This window comes from Catenovulum sediminis, from assembly GCF_007289895.1.
GTDB lineage: Bacteria > Pseudomonadota > Gammaproteobacteria > Enterobacterales > Alteromonadaceae > Catenovulum > Catenovulum sediminis.
On sequence record NZ_CP041660.1, the window covers coordinates 560782 to 582861 of the forward strand.

Consider the following 22080-nt stretch of genomic DNA (forward strand, 5'->3'; position numbering starts at 1 on the left):
AAAATAAATGTAACATTTTGTTGAAAATAACAACAATCACACCTAGAATAAACAACGTTGTTTAAAATGTAACAACAAACTAAACCTCAGCACACAAAGGTTATTACAATGAAAACTATTAACGCCAAACCACTTAACGCGCAACGACTCAACAGCATTAAAACCTGTTTAGCCGCAGGTCTATTGCTATCTAACACAGTAAGCGCAGCACCACTCTTTGCATTGCTTTATGACGAAACAAATGGAACGCAAAATACTCAAGATGTTATAAATGCCACGACATTCTCAACACACTACACCAATAACCCGCCAGAACGCACACCAGGTATATATGGCAATGCACTACGTACTGACGGTTATTCAACTTGGATGACTGGTCCATTTAATTTAACCCAAGCAAATGCTTTAACATTTGAAACTTGGATTGCGTTAGAAAGCTACCCCTCTACACATGAAAATAACCATATGCCTTCTTCACTCTGGCACCAGAAAAGTGGCATAAATGGTTTTAATTTTGGCATAAACACCTACGGGACTTGGTGGTTTACCATCAATATTAACGGCCAAGAATACAGTGTCACCGCACCTGATAGCTTTCCGTTATATGATTGGACACATTTAGCAGCAACCATAGATAACGGTCTGATAAAATTGTTTGTTAACGGGCAAAAGGTTGCTGAACAATTTACCCAAACTGGCGATGCGATTTTAGCACCCACTACAGATATGGTAATTGGCCGCAGTTACACTCCGCAAATTGATGGTGTTTTTGAAATTAATGCGATTAACGCCGCGTACGATGAAACAAAAATCCATGATGTAGCGATAGCTGACAGTGCATTTGTTGGCGCATATGACGCGGGAAAAAACACACCATGGCAACCCTCGTTAGCCGTGCCGGACACTCGTTTTGCAGATGACGACTTAAAACCCAGGTATCATGCAATGCCGCCCGCCAACTGGACAAATGAACCGCATGGTTTGGTTGAGTACAATAGTAAATTTCATATGTTTTACCAACGTACGCCTAATGGGCCTTATAAAACCATGATGCATTGGGGCAATATGGCCAGTGACAATTTGCTCGTTTGGGAAAATTTGAAAGACGCATTCTACCCAAGGCAAAATATTGGCGCTATAAATGGCCTAGGCTCTAAAGGTATTTGGTCTGGCGATGTTGTCGTAGACGACTTCGGTACGGCTCATGCTTTTTATACAACTGTTAATTACAATGGCGACTACAATCCAGGCGTTGCGTGGGCGACCAGTACTGATGCTAAATTAGAAAACTGGACACTGCATGGCGGCATAATAGATAAAAACGACCCAAACCCGGGTGGAATTGCTGATTTTAGAGACCCTTACATTTTTAGAACTGGCAATACTTGGCACATGCTAGTTGGTGCAGGTACGGGTTCTAGCGGCGCTGTAGAATATTATACAAGTAACGATATCACAACTGGCAACTGGCAACGTGCACCACATAGCTTTTCATCCATTCCTTATGGACAAATGGGCATTGGCGCCGGCATATGGGAAATGCCAGTGTTCGAATTTATTGGCAAACACAACGGCATAGATAAATACGCACTGGTTGTTGCCCCTATTGGCGGTGCAATGAATAAAACGGTTGCGCCTTATGTTAGAAGCGTTTATTGGATTGGCACTTGGCAAGAAAATGTAAACGGAAATGCAGGGCAATTTATACCTGACTTTTCAGCCCCCAAAAATTTAGATGTGATCCACGGGCACCTCTCCCCCACTGTGGTTCGTGATAATCAAGGCAAACTCACCTCAATCGGCATAATTGACGAGCGTACAAACTCACAAATGCAAAATGATTTAGGTTGGGCACATGTATTTAGCTTACCCAGAGAATGGCGTTTACTTGAAGATGGATTAACCATTGGTCAAACACCTTCCGAAAATCTCAAAGATTTACGTATTACTAGCTCACTGGTAACTGAAAACAATATATCGGTCGCTAACGAATACAAACTTGCCGCCAGTGGCAACCAAATAGAAATGCTCATCGAAGTTGATGCAAACAACACAGCAGATGAATATGGTTTTTATATCAGCACTTCTGCTGATAAATCTGAGCTAACCAAAATCTACTATGATGGTGAAGACATAGTCATAGACAAAACCAAAACTACACTGACCGCCGGCATGGAAGAAACAGGCATTTATAAAGACAGATACGATGAAATCGCCTTTGGAAAACCGAGTAAATTTCAAGTGTTTGTTGATCACTCAGCGATTGCCGTTTTTATCAACGACAAAGCTGTATTTGAAAACAGAATATACCCGTCAAAAGCAGATAGCGTAGATTTATATCTATATTCAAATGGTGGTACGACTAATTTTAATCAGGTCGATGTTTACCAACTTGGCGATATTAATGCTGCTGAGCATAGTATTATTGAACTGTCATTTGACGGCGAAATACTCGAAGAAGCAGAAAATGAAGAAGTCATTACTGCGACCCTGCAAAACAATCAATTCAAATCTGTATTAGATAGTAACCAATGGAATTTTAGTGGTTTACCCGTTGGCGTGACCATTGGCAGCATAACACGTGTTTCTGACAGCCAAGTGGATATAACATTGTCGGGCAATACAACGGGCGACTACGACGCCAACATCATAAACGCTACTTTAAGCGTAAACGGTAATCAGCTAGTCAACAGCCAACTGCCAGAAGTGGTGAATGCTAAAGGTATTGAATTTACCGCCAGCATAGAGCCGGTGACACAAATATCGTTAAGCTATGACGGTCAAATAACCGAAGGCAATGAAGATGGTGAAGTAATTACCGTTTCTTTGCTAAATAATAGCTTTGATACATTTAATGCAACTGACTGGGCAATCTCCAACTTGCCTGCAGGAGTGGGTTACCAAATAACCATTCAAAACAGCCAAACCGCGGTAATTACGCTAACTGGTAATGCATCAGATTACGATGTAGATATTAATGATCTAACAGTCGATATTGACCCAGCAGCATTTTTATACACTGACCCTGAACTGTTCGGTTCATCCGTATACACCAGCAGCGGCGTTGAATTTAGCGCAACAAATGGTGTATTAAATTACGACTTTGAAACAGGCTACTTAACCAATTGGTGTGTAGTACAAGGTAGTGCTTTTAAAGACGAAGATGTTTCAACAGCGACCCACTGGTTTGCAGGGCAATTTAATTTACATGGGTTTTATCACCTATGGAGCTTTTTTGACGGTGGCGATAGCGATGTAGGGGAAATCCGTACCGGCAATTTTGTATTGGAAGGTGACGGCCAAATACAACTCTTAATTTCGGGTGGCCGCGACCTCAGCAATTTATATTTAGCATTGGTCGATGCAAATACAGACACTGAATTATTGTGGGCAACAGGGGCAAACAGAGAAACCTATGAAGAAAAAGTGATGGATGCATCTGCATATATTGGCCAATCAGTTTATTTAAAATTGGTTGACAGCAGTACCGGCGGTTGGGGACACATCAACCTTGACTATGTTCGCGTGCCAGTTGCCGATAACTTGTCTGGACAATTCCCATCTGCGGGGCCAGGCAATCCACCAACCAGCATTGCACTAAACACGAGTTCAACTGCATTAACTGTCGGTGAATCACTCAACCTTACCGCGAGTGTGCTGCCAACAAACACTTGTGATGCAACCGTTAATTGGATATCAAGTGCGCCGCACATTGTAAGCGTAAATAAAAATGGTGTTATGACTGCTTTAAGCGCTGGCACAGCAACCATTACCGCAAGTACATTCGATGGCGCGCTTTCAGATTCAATAGTTGTAACGTCTTCAGTCTCTACTGCACCGACAGAGTTAGTGCTAGATTTTGAAACAGGTGATTTAAGCGGTTGGACAACCACAGGTTTAGCGTTTTCAACTGCAGATATATCTACGGCAACAACCTACTGGGGCACTGAGCAATTTAATCATCAAGGAACCTATCATATGTGGTCGTTCCAAGACGGTGGTGACAGCCAAACCGGTAGCATGCGAACCAATGACTTTGTATTAGGTGGTGATGGCCAAGTTAAGTTTAAAGTGGGTGGCGGTAACAACATCAACACTTTATATGTTGCTTTAGTACGCAGTTCTGACAGTACAATTTTGTATAAAGCAACGGGTAGCAATATTGAAGGATATGTAGAAACTGTATTTGACGCCACAAGCTACATTGGCGAAACGCTATACCTACAAGTTGTTGATAACGAAACGGGTGGTTTTGGACATATCAACATTGATGATGTGCGCATCCCCCTGTATGTCATACCACAACCTATAGTGTACGACTTTGAAGGTGCAGACTTGTCTGATTGGACAATTACCGGCAATGCTTTTTCTATAGCCGATTTGGCCACAGAAACCTGTTATTGGACTGAATGTTATGCGTTTAATCATCACGGAAGTCAACATTTATGGGGATTTAAAGACGGTGGTGATAGCCAAACTGGTACTATGCAATCTCAAACATTCAAATTAAGTGGTAACGGCCAAATTCCATTGCTGATTAGCGGTGGCGATTTAGCTGAGCAAACCTATGTTGCTTTAGTTGACGCCTCTAGCGGGCAAGAACTGGCAAAAGTAACTGGCAATAACAGTGAAGCTTACCAACGAAAAATAATAGATGGCAGTGACTACATAGGCCAGAACCTTTATTTAAAAGTTGTCGACAATGCAACTGGCGGATGGGGTCACCTAAATATTGACCATATATTGATTCCAGTTGAATAGATTAGCCTAGTAAAGGTTTTATAAGTAACCAAAACCGCAGCCCAGTGCTGCGGTTTTTTATTGGTCCATTCGACTTCATTATCGCATATATTTGTTTTAGCTAGGTCGATACTAGCTGACGATAAAATTTTGATAACCTGTCGTATTCAAGTCTTTTCGATGTAGTACTTTTTAATTGAGTAACTTTCGGACATCAGGAAAACTTATAATCGAAATTGAAAATGCGGTTAAAATATTGCCATCTATAAGATAAGACTAAAAGGCAGTCATCAAGCTTAAGACGATATATTTACTTAATTCTTTAAGGTTTCGTAGCTTTACCAAAGTGTTAATTTTAATAGATTTAGTCTCCGCTGTCGCTGGTATCAGAATGGTTTTCAGAAAAAGTGCTACTAGTTTTTAAATTTGCGTCAGGTACCCCGTCCAACCTCGCAAAGCTTCTTAACGACTTAGCGGTAAAATCAACATTTTTCTCGAACAACAATTTTGCGATAACTTGGCGTAGCTCAACATACCTGTGCTCTGATATATCGATATCACTTTGCTTACAAAACATCACTTGCGCGATTTCACGCTTGTAACGATAAAACCAAAATCCCCTTTGGAGGCTGCAGACAACTTGCTTTTTTGTATAAAAATCGCTTTTACCAAACGAGCTCGCCAGTTTTATCGATAAATCATTCACTATATTTCTAACAATTATTTTTTGTATAATATTTACCATTTAAGCATACCTACAAGCTTTAAATTTTAGTCACTGACACCAACACTGTTTGGAATGAATTTTTCATACATAAAACAAATTGGAATAAACAATTCGCAATTAGAGCAATCTAAATAAACCCTAACATAATAGCTATCACTAACCGATTCTATGGGTAATCGTTTTAACGATACTACATTTTTCCAAGCAATAAACACCGGTCCACAAAATATAAGTGTATAAAAGTAGATATGAATACCTTTTTCATTCAACCAAACTAAACCAAACAAGCTATTTTTGTTAATCCCAATCTGGTTTTCACAGGTATGTCCCTGCCACTTCAACTCAGGAACTCGAGGTCGGTTTTTACGCTTAAATTTAATATAGTCTTTAGTCGTTAACTGTTTAGCGATTAAGTACTGCCTATATGTGTTGTAACAACCCAATAGCACAAAATTAATAAACAACACGATAAGCACATTACTTACGGTATAAGCTCCGTTGCTGAAAATACCTAACAAAATAAACGTACAGAATAATAAAATGAGAAACCTCAAAACTCCGAAGCAAAGGGACTTATGCACTATTTATCTCTCCTTATTAAATCGGGGCGAATAATTCTTTTTCTCCAAACAGAGTCAACTTCCTCAATATAAGGTCGAATGCCCCTCCCTTTAAGTTTACTAAAATCTACCCCGTCGGGACTATAAAATGTATTCAAAGCACTAGTTAAAGTAACAGCATACTCAGTGGTATTGGCACCCCCGAATGCAGAAACTCCAGACACCAAGAATTCTATGGTTAAAGGAAAGCCTATTTGAATGCATCAGTAGTTGATTACCCAACGCCCATTACAATCCAACTCTGCCGAGTTTTGACATGCAGCATCACAATAAATTTCATACGCTCGATTAGCGTCATCTACTTTTGCCCACTTTGCTTTTAAGTTAGAAAAAAGAATGCAAGTGTTTACGAAATAAAGCCCCTTCGCCTGTCAGTTCACTATTTTTAAAGCTAACTTGTCTGTATTTAGACTGAGAGGGGAGATTAATTGGCTTGGCAATTCGACAACAACCAAACCCTAAATCAATTGATATAAAAAATTGACTAAATGATATTTTACCCGAATCAACAACCTCACCGTGACCTATTCCACTGCATTTATCCGGCATATAGACCTTTCCATCACAACCCGGAAGTATCCACTCATAATTCATTAAACTATGACGTTTATCATCGACTTTGAATGATGTCACTCTAAATGCACCGTACACTAACTCGGTTGTATTGTGTAAATTTTGAGCTTCAACTATTATCCATTCATTTTGCTTAAATATTAAATCCCTATACTCTACTGGTTCGTTAAAACAACCACTTAGAGTTAAAACCAACATCATAAATATAAAATTTCTAACCTTTATCAGACTGTTACTCCACAAAATCGAAGTTCTTTATACTCAGTTATCAAGCCTTTATTAAATTTTTTATACTTAATAATCAGATGGTTAATCTATATAGCCTAATAGCCTACCTTCTTTAAAAACACCTGTTTGCTTCCAATAATGCCGATAAGATATTTCGCTGAACCTTACTGTTCGAATTTCATCGGACACAGCTTCAACTGAACCTAAATGATCTCTATGCGCATATTCAATATGATTTTCTATTCCGGTAAAAACATAAGGACCTGTATATATATTAACACTGGATTTGATATGCTTAACGCGGCTGCGATCTGAATTTTATATGTCTAAATTCAGGCCCACTATTAATAAAAGCACGGAACCCAATTTGGTTCCGTGCTAAGTTTAACTACTGCTCGAGCTGAGTTGCACTCATATGAATGTGGTCAAATGAAAGGAAACCACATCCGCCCGATTCATTATCGAAGAGCTCAACTTGTACGCTTTGGTCAATATAGTCAGACAAGTCTAAAGTATGCCAGTTGGTGTCCACTACCCCACCTGCGCCTAACCAAGCTTGGTTACAGGTTTGCGGCTGGGTAATAGCTACCTCTTCACCGTTGGCATTTAACACTTTTAAGCCAACTGCTTTGCCTGCATCGCCACCGCCTAGATTAACATTTAAATAAGGACGTTCTGCATTGACCACAAATTGTGGTGAAGTGATTGTGCCAGTAGGTGCATCGCAACCACTCGCGTTGTCATTAATTTCACAAGTTGAACCGGCTGATAAACCTATAACTTGAGCATTTTTTTCACCATTATCACCTGAGTGATTATCCGGTAAAAAAGTCCAGCCTGATGTACCTTCAGCTGGGACAAAGTCACCCGTTGCCTGCCAGCCATTGGCAATCATAGCGGCGGGGTTGTCAAAACTGGCAATAACCTGGGCAAAACTATCGTCTGCCACAGTAACATTAGCAACGCTTTGATCAGGATTTACTTCTTTATAATCATTTGCCGGCCCTGCTGAGGCGCTCATATGTAAATGGTCAAAGGCAATAAAACCACAACCAGCGTCTTCATTATCGTAAATTTCAACTCTAACATTCTGGCCAATAAAATCGGTTAAATCGTGAGATACCCAGTTGTGATCGCCTTTTACAAATGCATCTCCACAGGTGCCCGGGTTGTAGCTGGCGATTTCACTGCCATCTGCAGCTAATATTTTCATACCAACGTCATTGCTGCCTTCTGGGTTACCACCCGATAACAACATATTTAACACAGGGCGCGCTTCGTTCACCAAAAATAGCGGCGATGTTAGTGTGCCTGTTGGCGCATCACAGCCAGCTTCATTTTCGTTGATTTCACAAGTTGATGCCGCGTGCAAGCCAACTACGCCAGCAGCTGGTGTATCACCCGTCATGTTTTTATCCGGTAAAAATGCCCAGCTAGTAGCGCTGGCCGGAGATGCAAAAGCGCCTGTCGCACTCCAACCACTCTCTAACATAGCCTGTGCATCATCAAAACTACCGATAACTTGGCTAAATGAGTCGTTCGATACGCTCACATTCAATAAAGACTGATCAACATCTGTTTCTGAATAATCGGTTACCAATGAAGCAAATGCACTCATATGTAAATGATCAAATGCAATAAAACCGCAACCTGCGTCTTCGTTATCGTAAATTTCAACTTGAACAAATTTTCCAGCGTATGTCGTTAAATCTATGCTTTGCCAATCGTCGTTTGATTTATTCCAAGCACCGCCACAATTGCCTGGGTTCATGCGTGTAACTTCATTGCCGCTTTCATCTAATACTCTTATGCCGACATCATTGCTCCCTTCAGGGTTACCGCCGGACATCAGCAATCTTAAATATGGGCGCGCAGATTCCACTTTAAAAAATGGTGATAATAAAGTTCCAGTTGGGCCATCACAGCCTTGCGCATTTTCGTTAATTTCACAGGTAGAAACACCGTGCAAACCAACAAATGCGGTTGGCTCAGTTTCATTAGATGCTTGGTTGTCTGGCAAAAACGCCCAGCTTGCAGCGCTTGCCGGGTTATCAAAGGCGCCACTAGCCACCCAACCGGCATCTAAAGTTGCAGTCGCATTGTCGAAACTGCCAATCACTTGAGTAAACGCATCAGGCGCGACACTGACATTGTTGAGTGTTTGATCTACGCCAGTTTCTTGATAAGACTCTTTTGGCGGCTCGGGTGGATCGGATATCACCACTTCAGTATTTCCGGAATTCACCGTTTGAGTTGGCGCATCTTCAATGCCGGTTTTGCAACCCGCTAATGCAATCGTGAGTGCGGTTAATCCCGCTATAGAACTTAAATTTTTCATTTCTGATCCCCATGAATAAAAACAATAACAACGTTGTTTTATTTGAGTGTAAAAATCCACCTAAATAGTCACGTTGTATCTTGTTCAAACTATCTTGAGTTACAAGGTGCTGCTTGCAACCCAATAAATTAACAACGTTGTTTTAATATATTTAATAACAACCCGATTTGCAACATTTACAACAAATATTTTACTCTTTAGTGATAACAAAGGCCTGATTAAACGCAACTTGCTGTTGTGTGGTTGTGCTACCATCTGGCCATACAACTTCTACGTGCGTTATGCTCTGAGCTTGCCCCAATCCAAAATAAACAACCGCTGGATTATTAGACATATAGTTTGAGTTTAATGTCAGCCATTTTGTTTGACTGCCGACATCAGTCACTACCGTTACTTTTGCGCCAATCGCCTGCCGATTATTTCCTGATTGCTGAAGTTGAATATTTAAATAATTACCTTGATTATTGTTCCTATACAACTGAGGTGCTTTACCGTTGTGGGCGATTAGGATGTCTTGGTCACCATCGTTATCAAAATCAAAACAACTTATCCCGCGGCCTTGACCCGTGTGTGAGATCCCCCACTCAACAGATTCTTCTGTAAACGTCGAATTCTGTTGATTGATATATAAGCGGCTTGGGTCATCAAAAAATTGGCTGACTTCTGATTCACTGGCAATACGGCCATCTGTCATACCGTTGGTGTGAAATAAATCATCCCAACCGTCTTGGTTGAAGTCGGCGAAACACGCTCCCCACCCCCAATAACCGAAACGTACACCTGTACTTTCTGTGGTATCAATCCATGTGCCGTTATCGTTTCTATACATTCTATTGCCCGATTCTCCGCCATCGTACGCTTTATGAACTGATGGATTCCAAATGGATGATACAAACCAGTCTAAGTCGCCATCATTGTCATAATCACCTAGCGCACTGCCCATGCCGTTTTCATCCGTTATACTGCTTGGTGTTACATCGATAAATCCTGCCTCGCCAGTATTTTTTAGCACTTGCGATGTACCAAAATCTGCAGCTATAAGGATGTCTAAGCGACCATCTTGATCGTAGTCGTAAAACGCTGGGGTAAATTGCATATCAATATCACCGTATAATTGCGACCTACGAGTTGGCGGCAATAAGTGGCTAACATCGGTAAACGTGCCATTATCATTACGCCATAAATTTTCACGACTCACTGGTTTTATCCGCCCTGTGTTCCAATGGGTTACGTATAAATCTAAATCGCCATCGGCATCATAATCACCTGCTGCAATAGAGTGCGAGAAACGGCTAAACTGCAATCCTTTTTTGCTTGTGTCTTCAACAAACCCGTTCCCTGCCTGATTGATAAATACTTGCAAATAGCCCATGTTGATATCGTCGTTAAGCACAATTAAATCCGGCCAAGTATCTGCATTTAAATCGATAAATAGCGAGCTAAAGTGAATACCTTGTAAACTGGCTAAGTAAGTTGAGGTTACTTCTTCATATACACCTTGGTTGTTTCTAAACAATTTACCGGGCTGATTACCATGGCTCACAAATATATCTAGCCAACCATCCTGATCGATATCCGCGACACTGACCCCACCCGCTATGGTGTGCATTTCGTCGGTAAATTCAGCTGCTGATAAACTATAGTCTAAGCCTGTTAACGAACTGGCGTAGGTAAATGCAGCGGTTTCGTCGATATCTTGTTCGGCTCCGTCACCGCTGTGAATGGGTGGTTGCCAAGTATTAACCTGCTCACTGAAGGTTGCAAAATCAGGGGATAACAATGCCAGCTCTGCCGTATCATGAGATTCGCTAGCAAGCGATTCTGTTTCAACCCAAGCTTGTAGACATGCTTGGCTTTTCGTGCAAGGGTCAGTTAACGTTTTTAAAAATGCAACTAAGTCATTTATATTGCTCTGGCCAAATACAGATGTAGCCAACAAGTCTCTGTCTGGCGAGGTTTGCCAAATTTCAAATGCGCGACTGCTGCGATCTTTGTTGCGCTGGCTGTCTACCGGTAAATGCGCAAATAATGGGTTGTCGTTTAATGTATAGTCAAATTCGTTTAACGCTTTTTCAACACCAACATGGTGTTTAACAATTTGCTCTAACGTTAAATATGCACCCGAGTGCCCGTAAGGCGCAGTCACCTCTATGTTCAATAAACTAGGTGTACGGAAGCTGTATTTGTCTTGCTGCAACGAGGTTACGAGTGCACGACCGGTGTCAAAAGCAGCTGTATTTTTGCCGCGACCAATTTGCGGTACAGCAATATTATGAAATTGATTGTCGGTAAAACCTGCACCACTGTGGCAGGCATTACAGCCGTAACCACCTTGTCCAAGCGGCTTGTAAAACAATAATGCACCTTTTTTGGCTGATTCTGAAATTGCCGTTTTGTCACCTGCCAAATAGTCAAACCAAGGGGATTCAATAAATACTTGCGATTTTTGGTAGTGTGCAAGTGCTTTAGCAATATTATCTACTGTCACTAAATTTTCTGCATTGTCGCTATTGTCTGAAGCAAAGGCCTCTGAAAAAAGCGTTAACCATGTTTGTTTTTGTTGTAGTTTATTGATTAATAATTGGCGCTTTTCAGTATTGGATTTACCCGCATCACTACCATGACCAAACATCTCGTTGGTTGATACAATTGGAAAGCGCGCTTGCGCTTCTACTAAGTCAACGCCAACATTTGGGTCGGCTTGTTTTGCGATGCTATCAGGTGTTTTTATCCCGTCTGCTAATTGTTCTATGCGACCATCCCAAAACATATGGTCGGTATATACATGCAGATTAAATGTGGTTTGTGCATTTCGTGGCACATTTGGCCCACCGTCTGCCAAAGGGTCTTTACTGCGCTCTCCATCATGCGTTCTGCCCGGCCCAATCATATTTTTATTTAACGAATCAACACCAATAGGTAAAGACAATGCATCGCCCCCACCTAATTCAGGATGATGGCAAGATACACACGCCACGTCATCTTGCATGCTCAAGTCTGTGCTAAAGAAAAGGGCTTTACCCAACTGAAAAACAGCACCTTGTGCTTTTAAATCATGCTGTGGTTTAACAGACGTTGTATTAAAAGATTGAAGCGCTGCTAGGCGCTCGATTTCATCATCTATAGTTTGTTCTGTTTGTGGTTGTTCTGGTGTGGGTGTGTCTGAGTTACCATTCGAAGCATCAGAATTTGAACCGCCACCACAGCTAATCAGTGTTGATAAGAACAAAACAAAGTATAGATAACGCATATTTACCTCTTACAAAAGCAGGGTTGCAGCATAGCTGCAACCCCTTTAAAGCAGATTAATAACCTGGGTTTTGCACGTACTCTTTGCCGTTGCGGCTTAAGATGATTTGCTCTAACGGAATAGGTAAATATTCATGTTTACCTGCCGTGAATTGAGCACCCGCTAAGTAAGCTTTACGCTCCATTTCTTTAGGGAAATAGCTGTCATTTAACCAAGATGCAGCAACGCCCCAGCGAACTAAATCAAAGAATCTATGCCCTTCTAAGCCTAATTCTAGACGACGCTCCCAACGTAACGCTTTACGCGCTTCATCTTGGTCAACAAATGCTTGGCTATACTCTTCAACTTTGTAGTTACTTTGTACACCAGCAGTAGTTAATTTGTCTGTGCTATTTTTGGCTCGGGTACGCAATTGATTAATCAATCCACGTGCTTTTTCTAAATTGTCATTACCACCAATTTCAATCAAAGCTTCGGCTTGCATTAACAATACATCTGAATAACGCAAGATAGGTGTGTTCATTGAAGTTAAGGTAAATGGTTTAACATCGTTATTACCGTTTTTCATTAAACAGTTACATGAAGGTAATTCGAGTTCTTTTATCGAAGTATGTGAACCATATTGATCCGCTTTACGAGCCCAGTCAGCGCCGCCATGCACTACATTGGCGTCATACTTAACGGGTTTATCTTCCATCGCAACCGTATGGTCTAAGCGAGGGTCAACCGGATCGGCATAAACGTAAATAGTGTCATTGTAGCTGTCGAACAAAGGTAGACCTGTTGTCGCATCTGTTTTAAACGCATTGACAAAATTGTCTGTTGGCACATGGAAACCACAACAACCGTAAAAACCGTCAATTTCAGCTTGCGGGCCGTTTAGGGCAAACGCAAACGCGCCTTTACCATCTTGCGAACCATCTTGCTGAGAACGCTGAATAGAAAAGACTGATTCATTACTATTTTCGTGTTCGTACAAGAAGTTATTTGCGTAATCGTCATTTAATGCATATTCACCCGATGAAATGATACTTTCGGTTAAGCTCACGACCTCTGCCAATTCATTTTGGTTAATGCTAGTCACTTGATGATTTTCATCTTGTACATAAGCTTTAAACAATAATGCTTTTGCTTGGAAAGCTTGCGCTGAATATTTATTTGCTCGACCTACATCATCTTGTACTTCAGGCAAATTATTTGCAGCAAAGGCAAACTCATCCACAATAAACTGCCAACTTTCTTGGTCGGTCATATCACGGTTACCAATTTGCGCAACTTCAGCCGGTAAAGCGTCTGCTGGTATAACCGGTATATGTTTATAATGAATCTTCAACCAAAAATAAAAGATTGCGCGCACAAATCTAAGCTCTGCTTCTTTAGCGGGCTCATCTGCATTAGCAGCTTGCATTGCTGACAAGGCCGCATTGGCACGTGAAACGGCCGCATACCAGCGTACCCATTGGTTGTTGTTAATATCAATAAAGTCACGAGGTAACTGAGATAAGTCGGGCTTTAGGCCAGTAAAAACTGAAAGTTCATGTCCCCACTGTACATCATCAATCCCATCTCCCCCTTTATGTGCATCACCGGCACGTAGATTACCAGTGAGCCAAAATGAATGTGGAATTGAGTAGTGATCGTTACCTAAGAATGCATAGGCCGCAATAACTAAACGATCGATATTATCTTCTTCTGTTACTGCATCTGGCCCAAGCACGGCTTTCGGTTCTGGTTCGTCTAAATCGGCCCCACATGCTGAAAGCATGCCCGCCAATACGGATGCGCTAATAAGTTTTTTTAAGTTTTTCATAATCTTCTCTCTAAATACGTTTCCTGAGTTATTACACATAGTTAGCTTAGAAACCAACGTCGATACCAAATGTAATGGTGCGTGGTACCGGGAAAGTGGCATCAGGCGTTTCTGGGTCTTGGCTGATGGTGCCATCCGGTGTAAACGTCAATAAGTTTGACGCTGACAAGTAAACTCGGATATTGCTTATGCCCCAGTCGCGAACCGTTTTATCATCAGGTTTGTAACCCAAGGTGATATTGCGAAGTTTTAAATAAGATGCATCTTCGTAATAGAATGTAGAGTTTCTACCTTCACCATTGGTATCTTGTAAAGAAAGTGCCGGTATATCAGAGTTTGAATTTTCAGGTGTCCAGGCTGATAGTACTCGATCGCCAAAGTTACTGGTTGTACCGACTGAAACTAAGTCAGTAAAGTTACGCCAGCCATTGCGAATTTGACCGCCTTCAATACCTTGCCAGAACATGCTGAAGTCCCAGTTTTCATACTCAAGATTAATACCAAAACCATATTCATAATCTGGATCCATCTCGGCAAAGAACATCTGATCTTTATCATCAATCACACCATCTTGATTTAAATCAGCGTAACGAATACGACCCGGTGCAGCACCCGTTTGATCAGCATGTTCGTTAACTTCTGCGTCACTTTGAAATAAGCCATCCGCAACATAACCATAGTTAGCATTAACTGAGTGCCCTAAAATAGTGATGTCGTCACCGTTACCGCCGAAGGTATTTTTAACGTTTTCAGGTAGATAGGTTACTTCGTTGTCGCTACTAAATAAGTTAGCAAAGACATCAAATTTGATTTCGCCAATGCCATCAATTTCTACGTAGTCGTCGTATCCAAGAGTGAATTCCCAACCTTTGTTGGTGACCGTACCACCATTAACAATTTGCTGAGCGCCTTCCCCTAATGTCGCCAATGGTGAAGTAACGGTCAAAATGTCGCTGGTTTCTTTGTCAAAAATATCCAACGTACCGTAAATCGTGCCGTAATATAGACTGAAATCGACACCGAAGTTGACCATTTCAGAGGTTTCCCATTTTAGATCTGGGTTGGCTGTTTGTGTACGGACGAAACCAGATGGCAATACGCCTTGATCATTACCGCCGATATCGTATGCCGTACCATTGTCTTGTTCTGTGGTAAAAACAGACGGCGTTGAATAAAGAGTTTGATAAGTAAAGGTTGTTGCTCTGGTATCAATTTCTTGATTACCGGTACGACCCCAGCTAGCACGAAGTTTTAACGTAGATACTAACGGAACATCGAAGAAATCTTCGTTGCTGACAACCCAACCACCGGAAAATGCCGGAAAGTTACCATATTGATTGTTGTCACCAAATCGTGAAGAGCCATCGCGGCGAATCGTACCTGACAAAAGGTATTTATCGTCATAGTTGTAATCTACTTTTGCAAAGTATGAGTTAAGTGACCACTCATCCCCGCCACCTGCAACTACACCACCACCGGTCGCCGCATCTAAAAATGCGTAGTCTCTGTCTTCAACCAATAATCCGGTAGAAGATACAAAAAAGCCTTCACGCTCAAATTCGATTGCTTCGGTACCTGCCAGCACAGTTAAATTGTGCTTTTTGTCAAACGTGGTTTTATATTCGGCTGTGTTTGACCATACGGTTGTTTGTTCCCAGTTATCTTGTGTCGTGATCCGCTCTTCGTTATATAAGTTCCCTTCTGATACCGTTGGGAATAATCGACGATAATAAAATTGGCCATAATCCAAACCAAAGTTTGAACGTAGCGTTAAACCATCTATTGGTTTTAATTCGGCAAATACATTACCCATTAAACGGTTATAACGACTGTCATTACCTTTATTGCCTTCAATTAGTGAAACTGGGTTACGACGGTCATTAATACCTGAGCGTGGACCACCAAAATCACTACCATCATCGTTATAAACCGGCACTATCGACTGTTGCTCTATCGCCAAACTAACGATATTACCTGCATCTCGGTTGTTCTGATTTTCTACTTGATGCGTCACGGTTAAGTTTTCGCCTACCGCGAAAACATCATCGATGATTTCATAACGAGAGTTTGCTCTAAACGAGATACGCTCAAACTTAGAGCCCTTTACAACACCTTCTGCGTCAAAGTAGCCCAGTGAAATATAACCATGCCCGCGATCTGAACCGCCTGATGCTGAAACATGAAAATCACGGATTTTCGAAGTTTGGATCACTTCCCCAAACCAGTCAGTCCCCGGCACAGCGGGTGTTGTATTGCCTTCTTGATCTAACGAATTAGGCAGTATGATTTTATTAAGCTGTGGGCTTGCATAATCACCGTTCCAGTCATACTGATATAGTGGACTGGCTGCATTTGGATCGCTGCCGTCATTAACCGCGGCTTGCCAGATCACCTGTGCACGCTGCTCTGTATTGAGAGGATTTAAATCGTAACTAAAATCTTGGGTAGACTGGCTATATGCAACATCAAATTTAATGTCTTGTGACGCGCCATTTTTCGTTGTAATGACAATAACACCATTACCTGAACGCGCACCATAAATACTGGCAGCTGATGCATCCTTTAAAACTTGAATAGATGCAAAATCACGTGAGTTTAATTCGTGCATGCCTAATTTTGTTGGGATGCCATCAATAATATAAAGTGGATCGTTGTTACCTAAGCGACCAATCCCCTGCCCACGAATACGAATAGAGGCAGTAGAACCTGGGTTACCATCCGTTCTAATGGATAAACCTGGAATTTTACCTTGCAGGTTTTTCATGATATTGCCCGCAGGCAAGTCTTCAATATCCCCTAACTCAACAACAGATATTGCACCTGTTAAGTCTTCTTTACGCTGGGTACTATAACCTGTCACTATGATGGTTTCTTCGATTGCAATATCACAACCTTCTGCACCGAGTTCAATTTGCTCTGGTGTACATTCTTCTTGCTCATTTGCTTCAGCTGCATAGCCTGCAGCTGGTAACATTAACAATAGCGAACCACATAATTGTGGGAGCGCATTTTTGCTACTAAACGGATTTAACTTGAACATTTTCATGCTTGTGTGTCCCCATGTTTCTAGGTTATCAATCAACAACAATTACAACGTTGTTTAATTTATTTGTTAATTTATCTGACAACTGATATTTTCCTGCAAGGTCAGAGATTTTCGAGCCAGCGTCCTTGCTTGCCTTATTTGTTTACTTCCAAATCGATGTCAGTTCGTGCAATGACCAACTTTTCAATTTAATTTCTTCATCAGAATTAATGATAACCTTGCTGTAGTCTTGATTAGGAAAGACTAGTGCAGTCATCACAATTTCGCCATTATTTACAAACAGTTCTGTTGAAGAAGCATCTTGATAAACGGTGATTTGATATTCACTTTGCTCGCCGTCCAGTGGGGCAAATTGCTCGATTGCAAACGAACCATGAAAACGTGATTTACCTGAATTTCTTCTGTCTAATACAAGTTGATTATTTTCACGATCAAATACTATTGAGACTTTCTCACCCACCGCATTGGCAATATCAATGCTAAATTGTTCAGCGGTTTGGGCATCTACCGTTGCATTAAACTCAAATTGGGCACTGTTAAATCCGGCCAATCTGGTTAAATCAGTACGACCATATACTAGGGTATTTGAATCGATATGCGTGGTAGATCTGAGTTTATCTAACTCATCCACAGGTACAGAACGCACACGGTAACCCGCTTGAGATTTATACAGTTGCAATTCACGCGGTATGGTCATCGCGCTGCGCCATCTATCCGTTGGCGTGTTATTAGCGTATAACCAGTTGCTCATCCAGCCGATAAATAAGAAACGTCCATCTTCTTGCGGTACATTAGACCAAGTCACGCCCGCATAATTGTCGGTCCCGTAATCTAACCAGACAGCCGGCTCTATATCTGTATGTGCTGCTTTGTTCGAAAAAACAATATGGTCGACATTAATATGCCCCCAACCACCAGCAACGCGGTCAATAATTTCGATTTGCGCATCTTTACCAGTCAAATCTGATACATCCCAACTGGTGATCTCTAAACGTTCATTGTTAGGGCCGGTCGCGGTTTTGACAACTTCACCATCCACCAAAAGATTAACGGCTGTTTTGCCCGGGTGCATACCACCACCGACATACAAATTGATATATGGTTGTTCAATTGTAAATGTTTTAGACGTCATCGCGCCGGTTGCTGCATCTCCTTTATAAAAAGAGTTCACTAATCTTTTACCAATGTAGTTACTTACGCTGCCTTGATTCGGGTAATTACCGGCGACTGGACCAGCTGAAAACGCGGTTCCGGTTAATGTCCACTCGGAAAAATCGTTCTCAAAATCAGCAAACACCTGACCTTCCGGGAAATGCGCTGGGATCTTGCTGACTTCTTGTTTCATTTTCGGATCTAATGTGAATTTATGACCGTCAAAGTCACCGACAAAATATTGAGTTGCGGAGCCTCCATTTGGACCACCCGGATTAATACTGACTAATAAAACGTATTTTTCTTCGTCACTTCCTTCAACCGGCATTTTGATTAAGTCAGGACACTCCCAAACGCCGCCATGCGTACCGGCATCAATGCCAAAGTCACTTTCAAATTTCCAGTCAATTAAATTAGGTGAAGAATAAAAGCTAACATGATCGTCCACTGCTAAAGTCATGATCCATTTTTGATCCGGTTCATACCAAGCAACTTTCGGGTCCCGAAAATCTGGAATATTTGGACCGATTAATACAGGGTTACCTTTATATGGAGTCCAGCTGCGGCCATTATCTAAACTATAAGCAATGCCCTGAGTTTGATAGTTTTTGCTACCCGCTAAGCGCTCGGGTTCATTGTGATAAGTATAGATTGCAATAAGCGGCGGATTTTCTTTAGTCCCTAAACCTGAAGTGTTGTTTACATCAGCAACGGCACTGCCTGAAAAAATCCAACCATGCTCATCTGGATATAACGCAATTGGTAATTCTTCCCAATGCACTAAATCTTTAGAGACAGCGTGCCCCCAATGCATAGGACCCCAAACCGTATCGTCAGGATAGTACTGAAAAAATAAATGATATTCACCATTGTGATATACCATTCCGTTGGGATCATTCATCCAATTGGCTTGTGGGGTAAAGTGAAACTGCGGTCTATGGTGATCTTGATAATGAAATGAGTTAGCCGCATTCACTTTCTCTTCTCCTGAGACTACTTGTGCTTGAGACAAAGAGTCTATATTGCTTTGACTACATGCCGTCAACAAGCCAGCAGCAATCAATGGATAAACTTTTTTCATATTTATATACCAGTTCTAACAAATTAACAACGTTGTCTGAACTATAAATCAAAAACAACGTTGTTTGCAAATGTTTTTACAAAAATAAAACATATAAAGTAAGGATAGTAGATGAATACTGGCGGTAACTATTTAAATTTATTAAGTTTTTAAACTTTATCGTTTAAGATAAAAAATTATCAAAAATACCACATATTAAAAGCGGTACAGCGTACTTAAAATGACTCACGCGACGAGATTTGACATTTTACACGATCAATATGTGTAGAGACCTGCTTATCGCCAACCATCTCAACAATTCTGGAAACGGCTGCGCGCCCCATTTGATAATAAGGCAATGCGACAGATGATAATGCCGGAACCAACAATTGCGGTATACAGTCCCAATCATCAAAACTTGCGACCCCGATATCTTGCCCAACCCGCAAGCCTTTGTGTTCTAAAACAAAGTATAAACGCAAGGCAACAAGATCTTTACCGCATAAAATCGCATCTGGTTTGAACTCTTCGATTACCCGCTCAGCCACTTCACGTGTTACGTCACTCGTGTGTCCGTCTATCACTCGCTCAACCGTTTCAACCAAATAATTAGATTGCTCTATGTTGAACTCCTGCAATGCTTGCTCAAAACCAGCAAGACGCAGTTTTGCTGCAACAATTTCTGGATTTAAGTTTAAAAAAGCAATTCTCTTATATCCTTTGTTCAGCAATTGCATGGTGACATCATATGCGGCCTGTTGATCGTCCGGTACAATGCTGGCGCGTTCTACATTTGGATCAAAACAATTAACCATAACCGTGGGTTGTTTATCAAACGTTTCGGGTAATTCTACAGGCTGATGGTACATTGCGCCATATATAACGCCTTCCGCTCTGTGCTGGCGGCACTCTTCTAATAATTTTATCGGTGTCGGTTTTTTATGATCTAGGTTAAAAACCATTAGGGTTTTGCCCAGTTCCCATGCCCTGTCCTGCGCACCGCGTAAAATATCAACAGATGATGGGGTTGTTGATATCTCGTCTGAAATAAATCCAATCACATCTGAGTTTTTTTTACGTACCATGCGTGCCGCTAAATTGGGCTGGTAGCCGAGCTCTTCAATTGCAGCCAGTATTTTCTCACGGTTTTCCGCTTTCACGGTTGGATCATTATTGACAACCCGAGATACCGTTTTAAAGGATACACCCGCTCTTTTTGCGACTTGTTTTATAGTTACCATGTATACGTTTCACTCAACAATCAATTACGACAATAAATACAACGATGTTTTAACTTATCTTAGCATGCGATTATCTATAAATACGATTTAAGAAACAAGTTTCACCTATTTCACCTATTTCACCTATTTCACCTATATTGTGAAGGTATCTGTAAAAAGTCGCTCTAAATTTGTACCGAAACAATTTGACAACGTTGTTTCAACATTTATACTTTAGCAATGATTTGAGAATAAGCGAATAGTTCAATGAAAAATGTTGTTTGTATCGGTGAGTTGCTAATAGACTTTGTGTGCTCGGATAGCGGAAAAAGCATGTTAGAAGCTGAACACTTTCTGAAAAAATCAGGTGGCGCACCTGCAAATGTTGCTGCTTGCGTATCTAAACTCGGCGGCTCGTCTGCTTTTGCCGGGGCGGTTGGCAACGATCCATTTGGGCAAAGTTTAGCCAACGAATTACAGGCTTTTGGTATCAACATAGATTATTTACATCGGGTTGCCACGCCAACCACTTTGGCTTTTATTTCTTTGGCTGCAGATGGTGAACGTGATTTTGTTTTTAATCGAGGTGCCGATGCTCTGTTTGAGTTATCCTCGGAAGAAATCACATCGCTACTCGACAATAGTATATTGCATCTTGGCTCTGCCACTGCGCTATTAGGTGACAAGTTGTACGAAACTTATATTAATGCCATCACCTACGCCCATAAAAGTGGTTTGTTTATATGCTTTGACCCGAATTACCGCGAAGACTTGTGGCCTGGTAAAACAGAATTATTTGTTAAACGTTCATTAGAATTTATCAAATGCGCCCACCTTGTAAAAGTCAGCGAAGAAGAACTGGAATTGTTGACCGGCGAATCTGATTTAGCCAAAGGTTGTAATATGCTGCACGAGTATGGGGTTGACTATATTACGGTTACAATCGGCAGCCGAGGTTGCTTTTTATCAACAAAACGTGAGCAGGGTATTATTCCTGCATATGAAATTAAGCCAATTGATACAACTGGCGCTGGCGATTCTTTTATTGGTGCTGTTTTATTTCAGCTCGCGTATGCCAATGTAAACGAATTATCTTTCTCAGAATTAGCAGGTTATGTTCAGTTGGGTAATAAGGTCAGTGGGATTGTATGTGAGCACTTAGGGCCGATGACAGGCTTAACCGATTTTTCGACCATACAAAGTTTAGATAAACAATTGAAAACAAATTAACCTCTATCTCCAGCATGTTATAAGCCCGATGTACAATCTTTATCATGTGTGACGTTTTGCCGCTGTTTATTCCCAGCGGCTTTTTT

11 protein-coding genes are annotated in these 22080 nt (G+C 41.2%); 2 read left to right on the forward strand and 9 right to left on the reverse strand.

Going from position 1 to position 22080, the window contains the following annotated elements:
• Positions 1-108 precede the first annotated feature (108 nt).
• Positions 109-4761 (forward strand): GH32 C-terminal domain-containing protein, encoded by a 4653-nt coding sequence (locus FNT16_RS02175; protein ID WP_143870014.1) that lies wholly within the window; start codon positions 109-111, stop codon positions 4759-4761.
• Positions 4762-5104: 343 nt separating this feature from the next.
• On the opposite strand, the gene FNT16_RS02180 is transcribed toward FNT16_RS02175, so the two are convergent.
• The 9 genes from FNT16_RS02180 to FNT16_RS02220 form a co-directional block, all read right to left on the reverse strand.
• The gene (locus FNT16_RS02180; RefSeq protein ID WP_143870015.1) at positions 5105-5485 is read right to left on the reverse strand and encodes a DUF6559 family protein; all 381 of its coding nucleotides are present in this window, start codon (positions 5483-5485) and stop codon (positions 5105-5107) included.
• A 26-nt stretch (positions 5486-5511) separates the two neighbouring features.
• Positions 5512-5934, reverse strand: coding sequence for a hypothetical protein (locus FNT16_RS02185; protein WP_143870016.1), 423 nt, complete (start codon positions 5932-5934; stop codon positions 5512-5514).
• 477 nt (positions 5935-6411) lie between these two features.
• Positions 6412-6861, reverse strand: a complete 450-nt coding sequence (locus FNT16_RS02190) for a hypothetical protein (RefSeq protein WP_143870017.1) — start codon at positions 6859-6861, stop codon at positions 6412-6414.
• 415 nt (positions 6862-7276) lie between these two features.
• Positions 7277-9226: a hypothetical protein gene (locus FNT16_RS02195; RefSeq protein WP_143870018.1), complete on the reverse strand. Its 1950-nt coding sequence runs from the start codon at positions 9224-9226 to the stop codon at positions 7277-7279.
• 190 nt (positions 9227-9416) lie between these two features.
• A complete protein-coding gene (locus FNT16_RS02200; RefSeq protein WP_143870019.1) occupies positions 9417-12476 on the reverse strand; it encodes an FG-GAP-like repeat-containing protein in 3060 nt (1019 codons plus the stop codon).
• A 55-nt stretch (positions 12477-12531) separates the two neighbouring features.
• Entirely contained in the window at positions 12532-14286 is a 1755-nt protein-coding gene (locus tag FNT16_RS02205; protein WP_143870020.1) for a RagB/SusD family nutrient uptake outer membrane protein, read from the reverse strand.
• A gap of 46 nt (positions 14287-14332) precedes the next feature.
• Positions 14333-17332 (reverse strand): SusC/RagA family TonB-linked outer membrane protein, encoded by a 3000-nt coding sequence (locus FNT16_RS02210; RefSeq protein ID WP_143870021.1) that lies wholly within the window; start codon positions 17330-17332, stop codon positions 14333-14335.
• 142 nt (positions 17333-17474) lie between these two features.
• The gene (locus FNT16_RS02215) at positions 17475-19565 is read right to left on the reverse strand and encodes a glycoside hydrolase family 32 protein (RefSeq protein ID WP_143870022.1); all 2091 of its coding nucleotides are present in this window, start codon (positions 19563-19565) and stop codon (positions 17475-17477) included.
• A gap of 215 nt (positions 19566-19780) precedes the next feature.
• Positions 19781-20785 (reverse strand): LacI family DNA-binding transcriptional regulator, encoded by a 1005-nt coding sequence (locus FNT16_RS02220; RefSeq protein ID WP_143870023.1) that lies wholly within the window; start codon positions 20783-20785, stop codon positions 19781-19783.
• 246 nt (positions 20786-21031) lie between these two features.
• Between FNT16_RS02220 and FNT16_RS02225 the strand changes: the two genes are divergently transcribed.
• A complete protein-coding gene (locus FNT16_RS02225; protein WP_143870024.1) occupies positions 21032-21994 on the forward strand; it encodes a carbohydrate kinase family protein in 963 nt (320 codons plus the stop codon).
• Positions 21995-22080: the final 86 nt, after the last annotated feature.

What these genes read in the sequence shown, in the direction of transcription:
- FNT16_RS02175 (WP_143870014.1), top strand. Translation starts at nt 109, where the DNA reads ATGAAAACTATTAACGCCAAACCACTTAACGCGCAACGACTCAACAGC.
- FNT16_RS02180 (WP_143870015.1), bottom strand. Translation starts at nt 5,485, where the DNA reads ATGGTAAATATTATACAAAAAATAATTGTTAGAAATATAGTGAATGAT.
- FNT16_RS02190 (WP_143870017.1), bottom strand. Translation starts at nt 6,861, where the DNA reads ATGATGTTGGTTTTAACTCTAAGTGGTTGTTTTAACGAACCAGTAGAG.
- FNT16_RS02195 (WP_143870018.1), bottom strand. Translation starts at nt 9,226, where the DNA reads ATGAAAAATTTAAGTTCTATAGCGGGATTAACCGCACTCACGATTGCA.
- FNT16_RS02200 (WP_143870019.1), bottom strand. Translation starts at nt 12,476, where the DNA reads ATGCGTTATCTATACTTTGTTTTGTTCTTATCAACACTGATTAGCTGT.
- FNT16_RS02205 (WP_143870020.1), bottom strand. Translation starts at nt 14,286, where the DNA reads ATGAAAAACTTAAAAAAACTTATTAGCGCATCCGTATTGGCGGGCATG.
- FNT16_RS02210 (WP_143870021.1), bottom strand. Translation starts at nt 17,332, where the DNA reads ATGAAAATGTTCAAGTTAAATCCGTTTAGTAGCAAAAATGCGCTCCCA.
- FNT16_RS02215 (WP_143870022.1), bottom strand. Translation starts at nt 19,565, where the DNA reads ATGAAAAAAGTTTATCCATTGATTGCTGCTGGCTTGTTGACGGCATGT.
- FNT16_RS02220 (WP_143870023.1), bottom strand. Translation starts at nt 20,785, where the DNA reads ATGGTAACTATAAAACAAGTCGCAAAAAGAGCGGGTGTATCCTTTAAA.
- FNT16_RS02225 (WP_143870024.1), top strand. Translation starts at nt 21,032, where the DNA reads ATGAAAAATGTTGTTTGTATCGGTGAGTTGCTAATAGACTTTGTGTGC.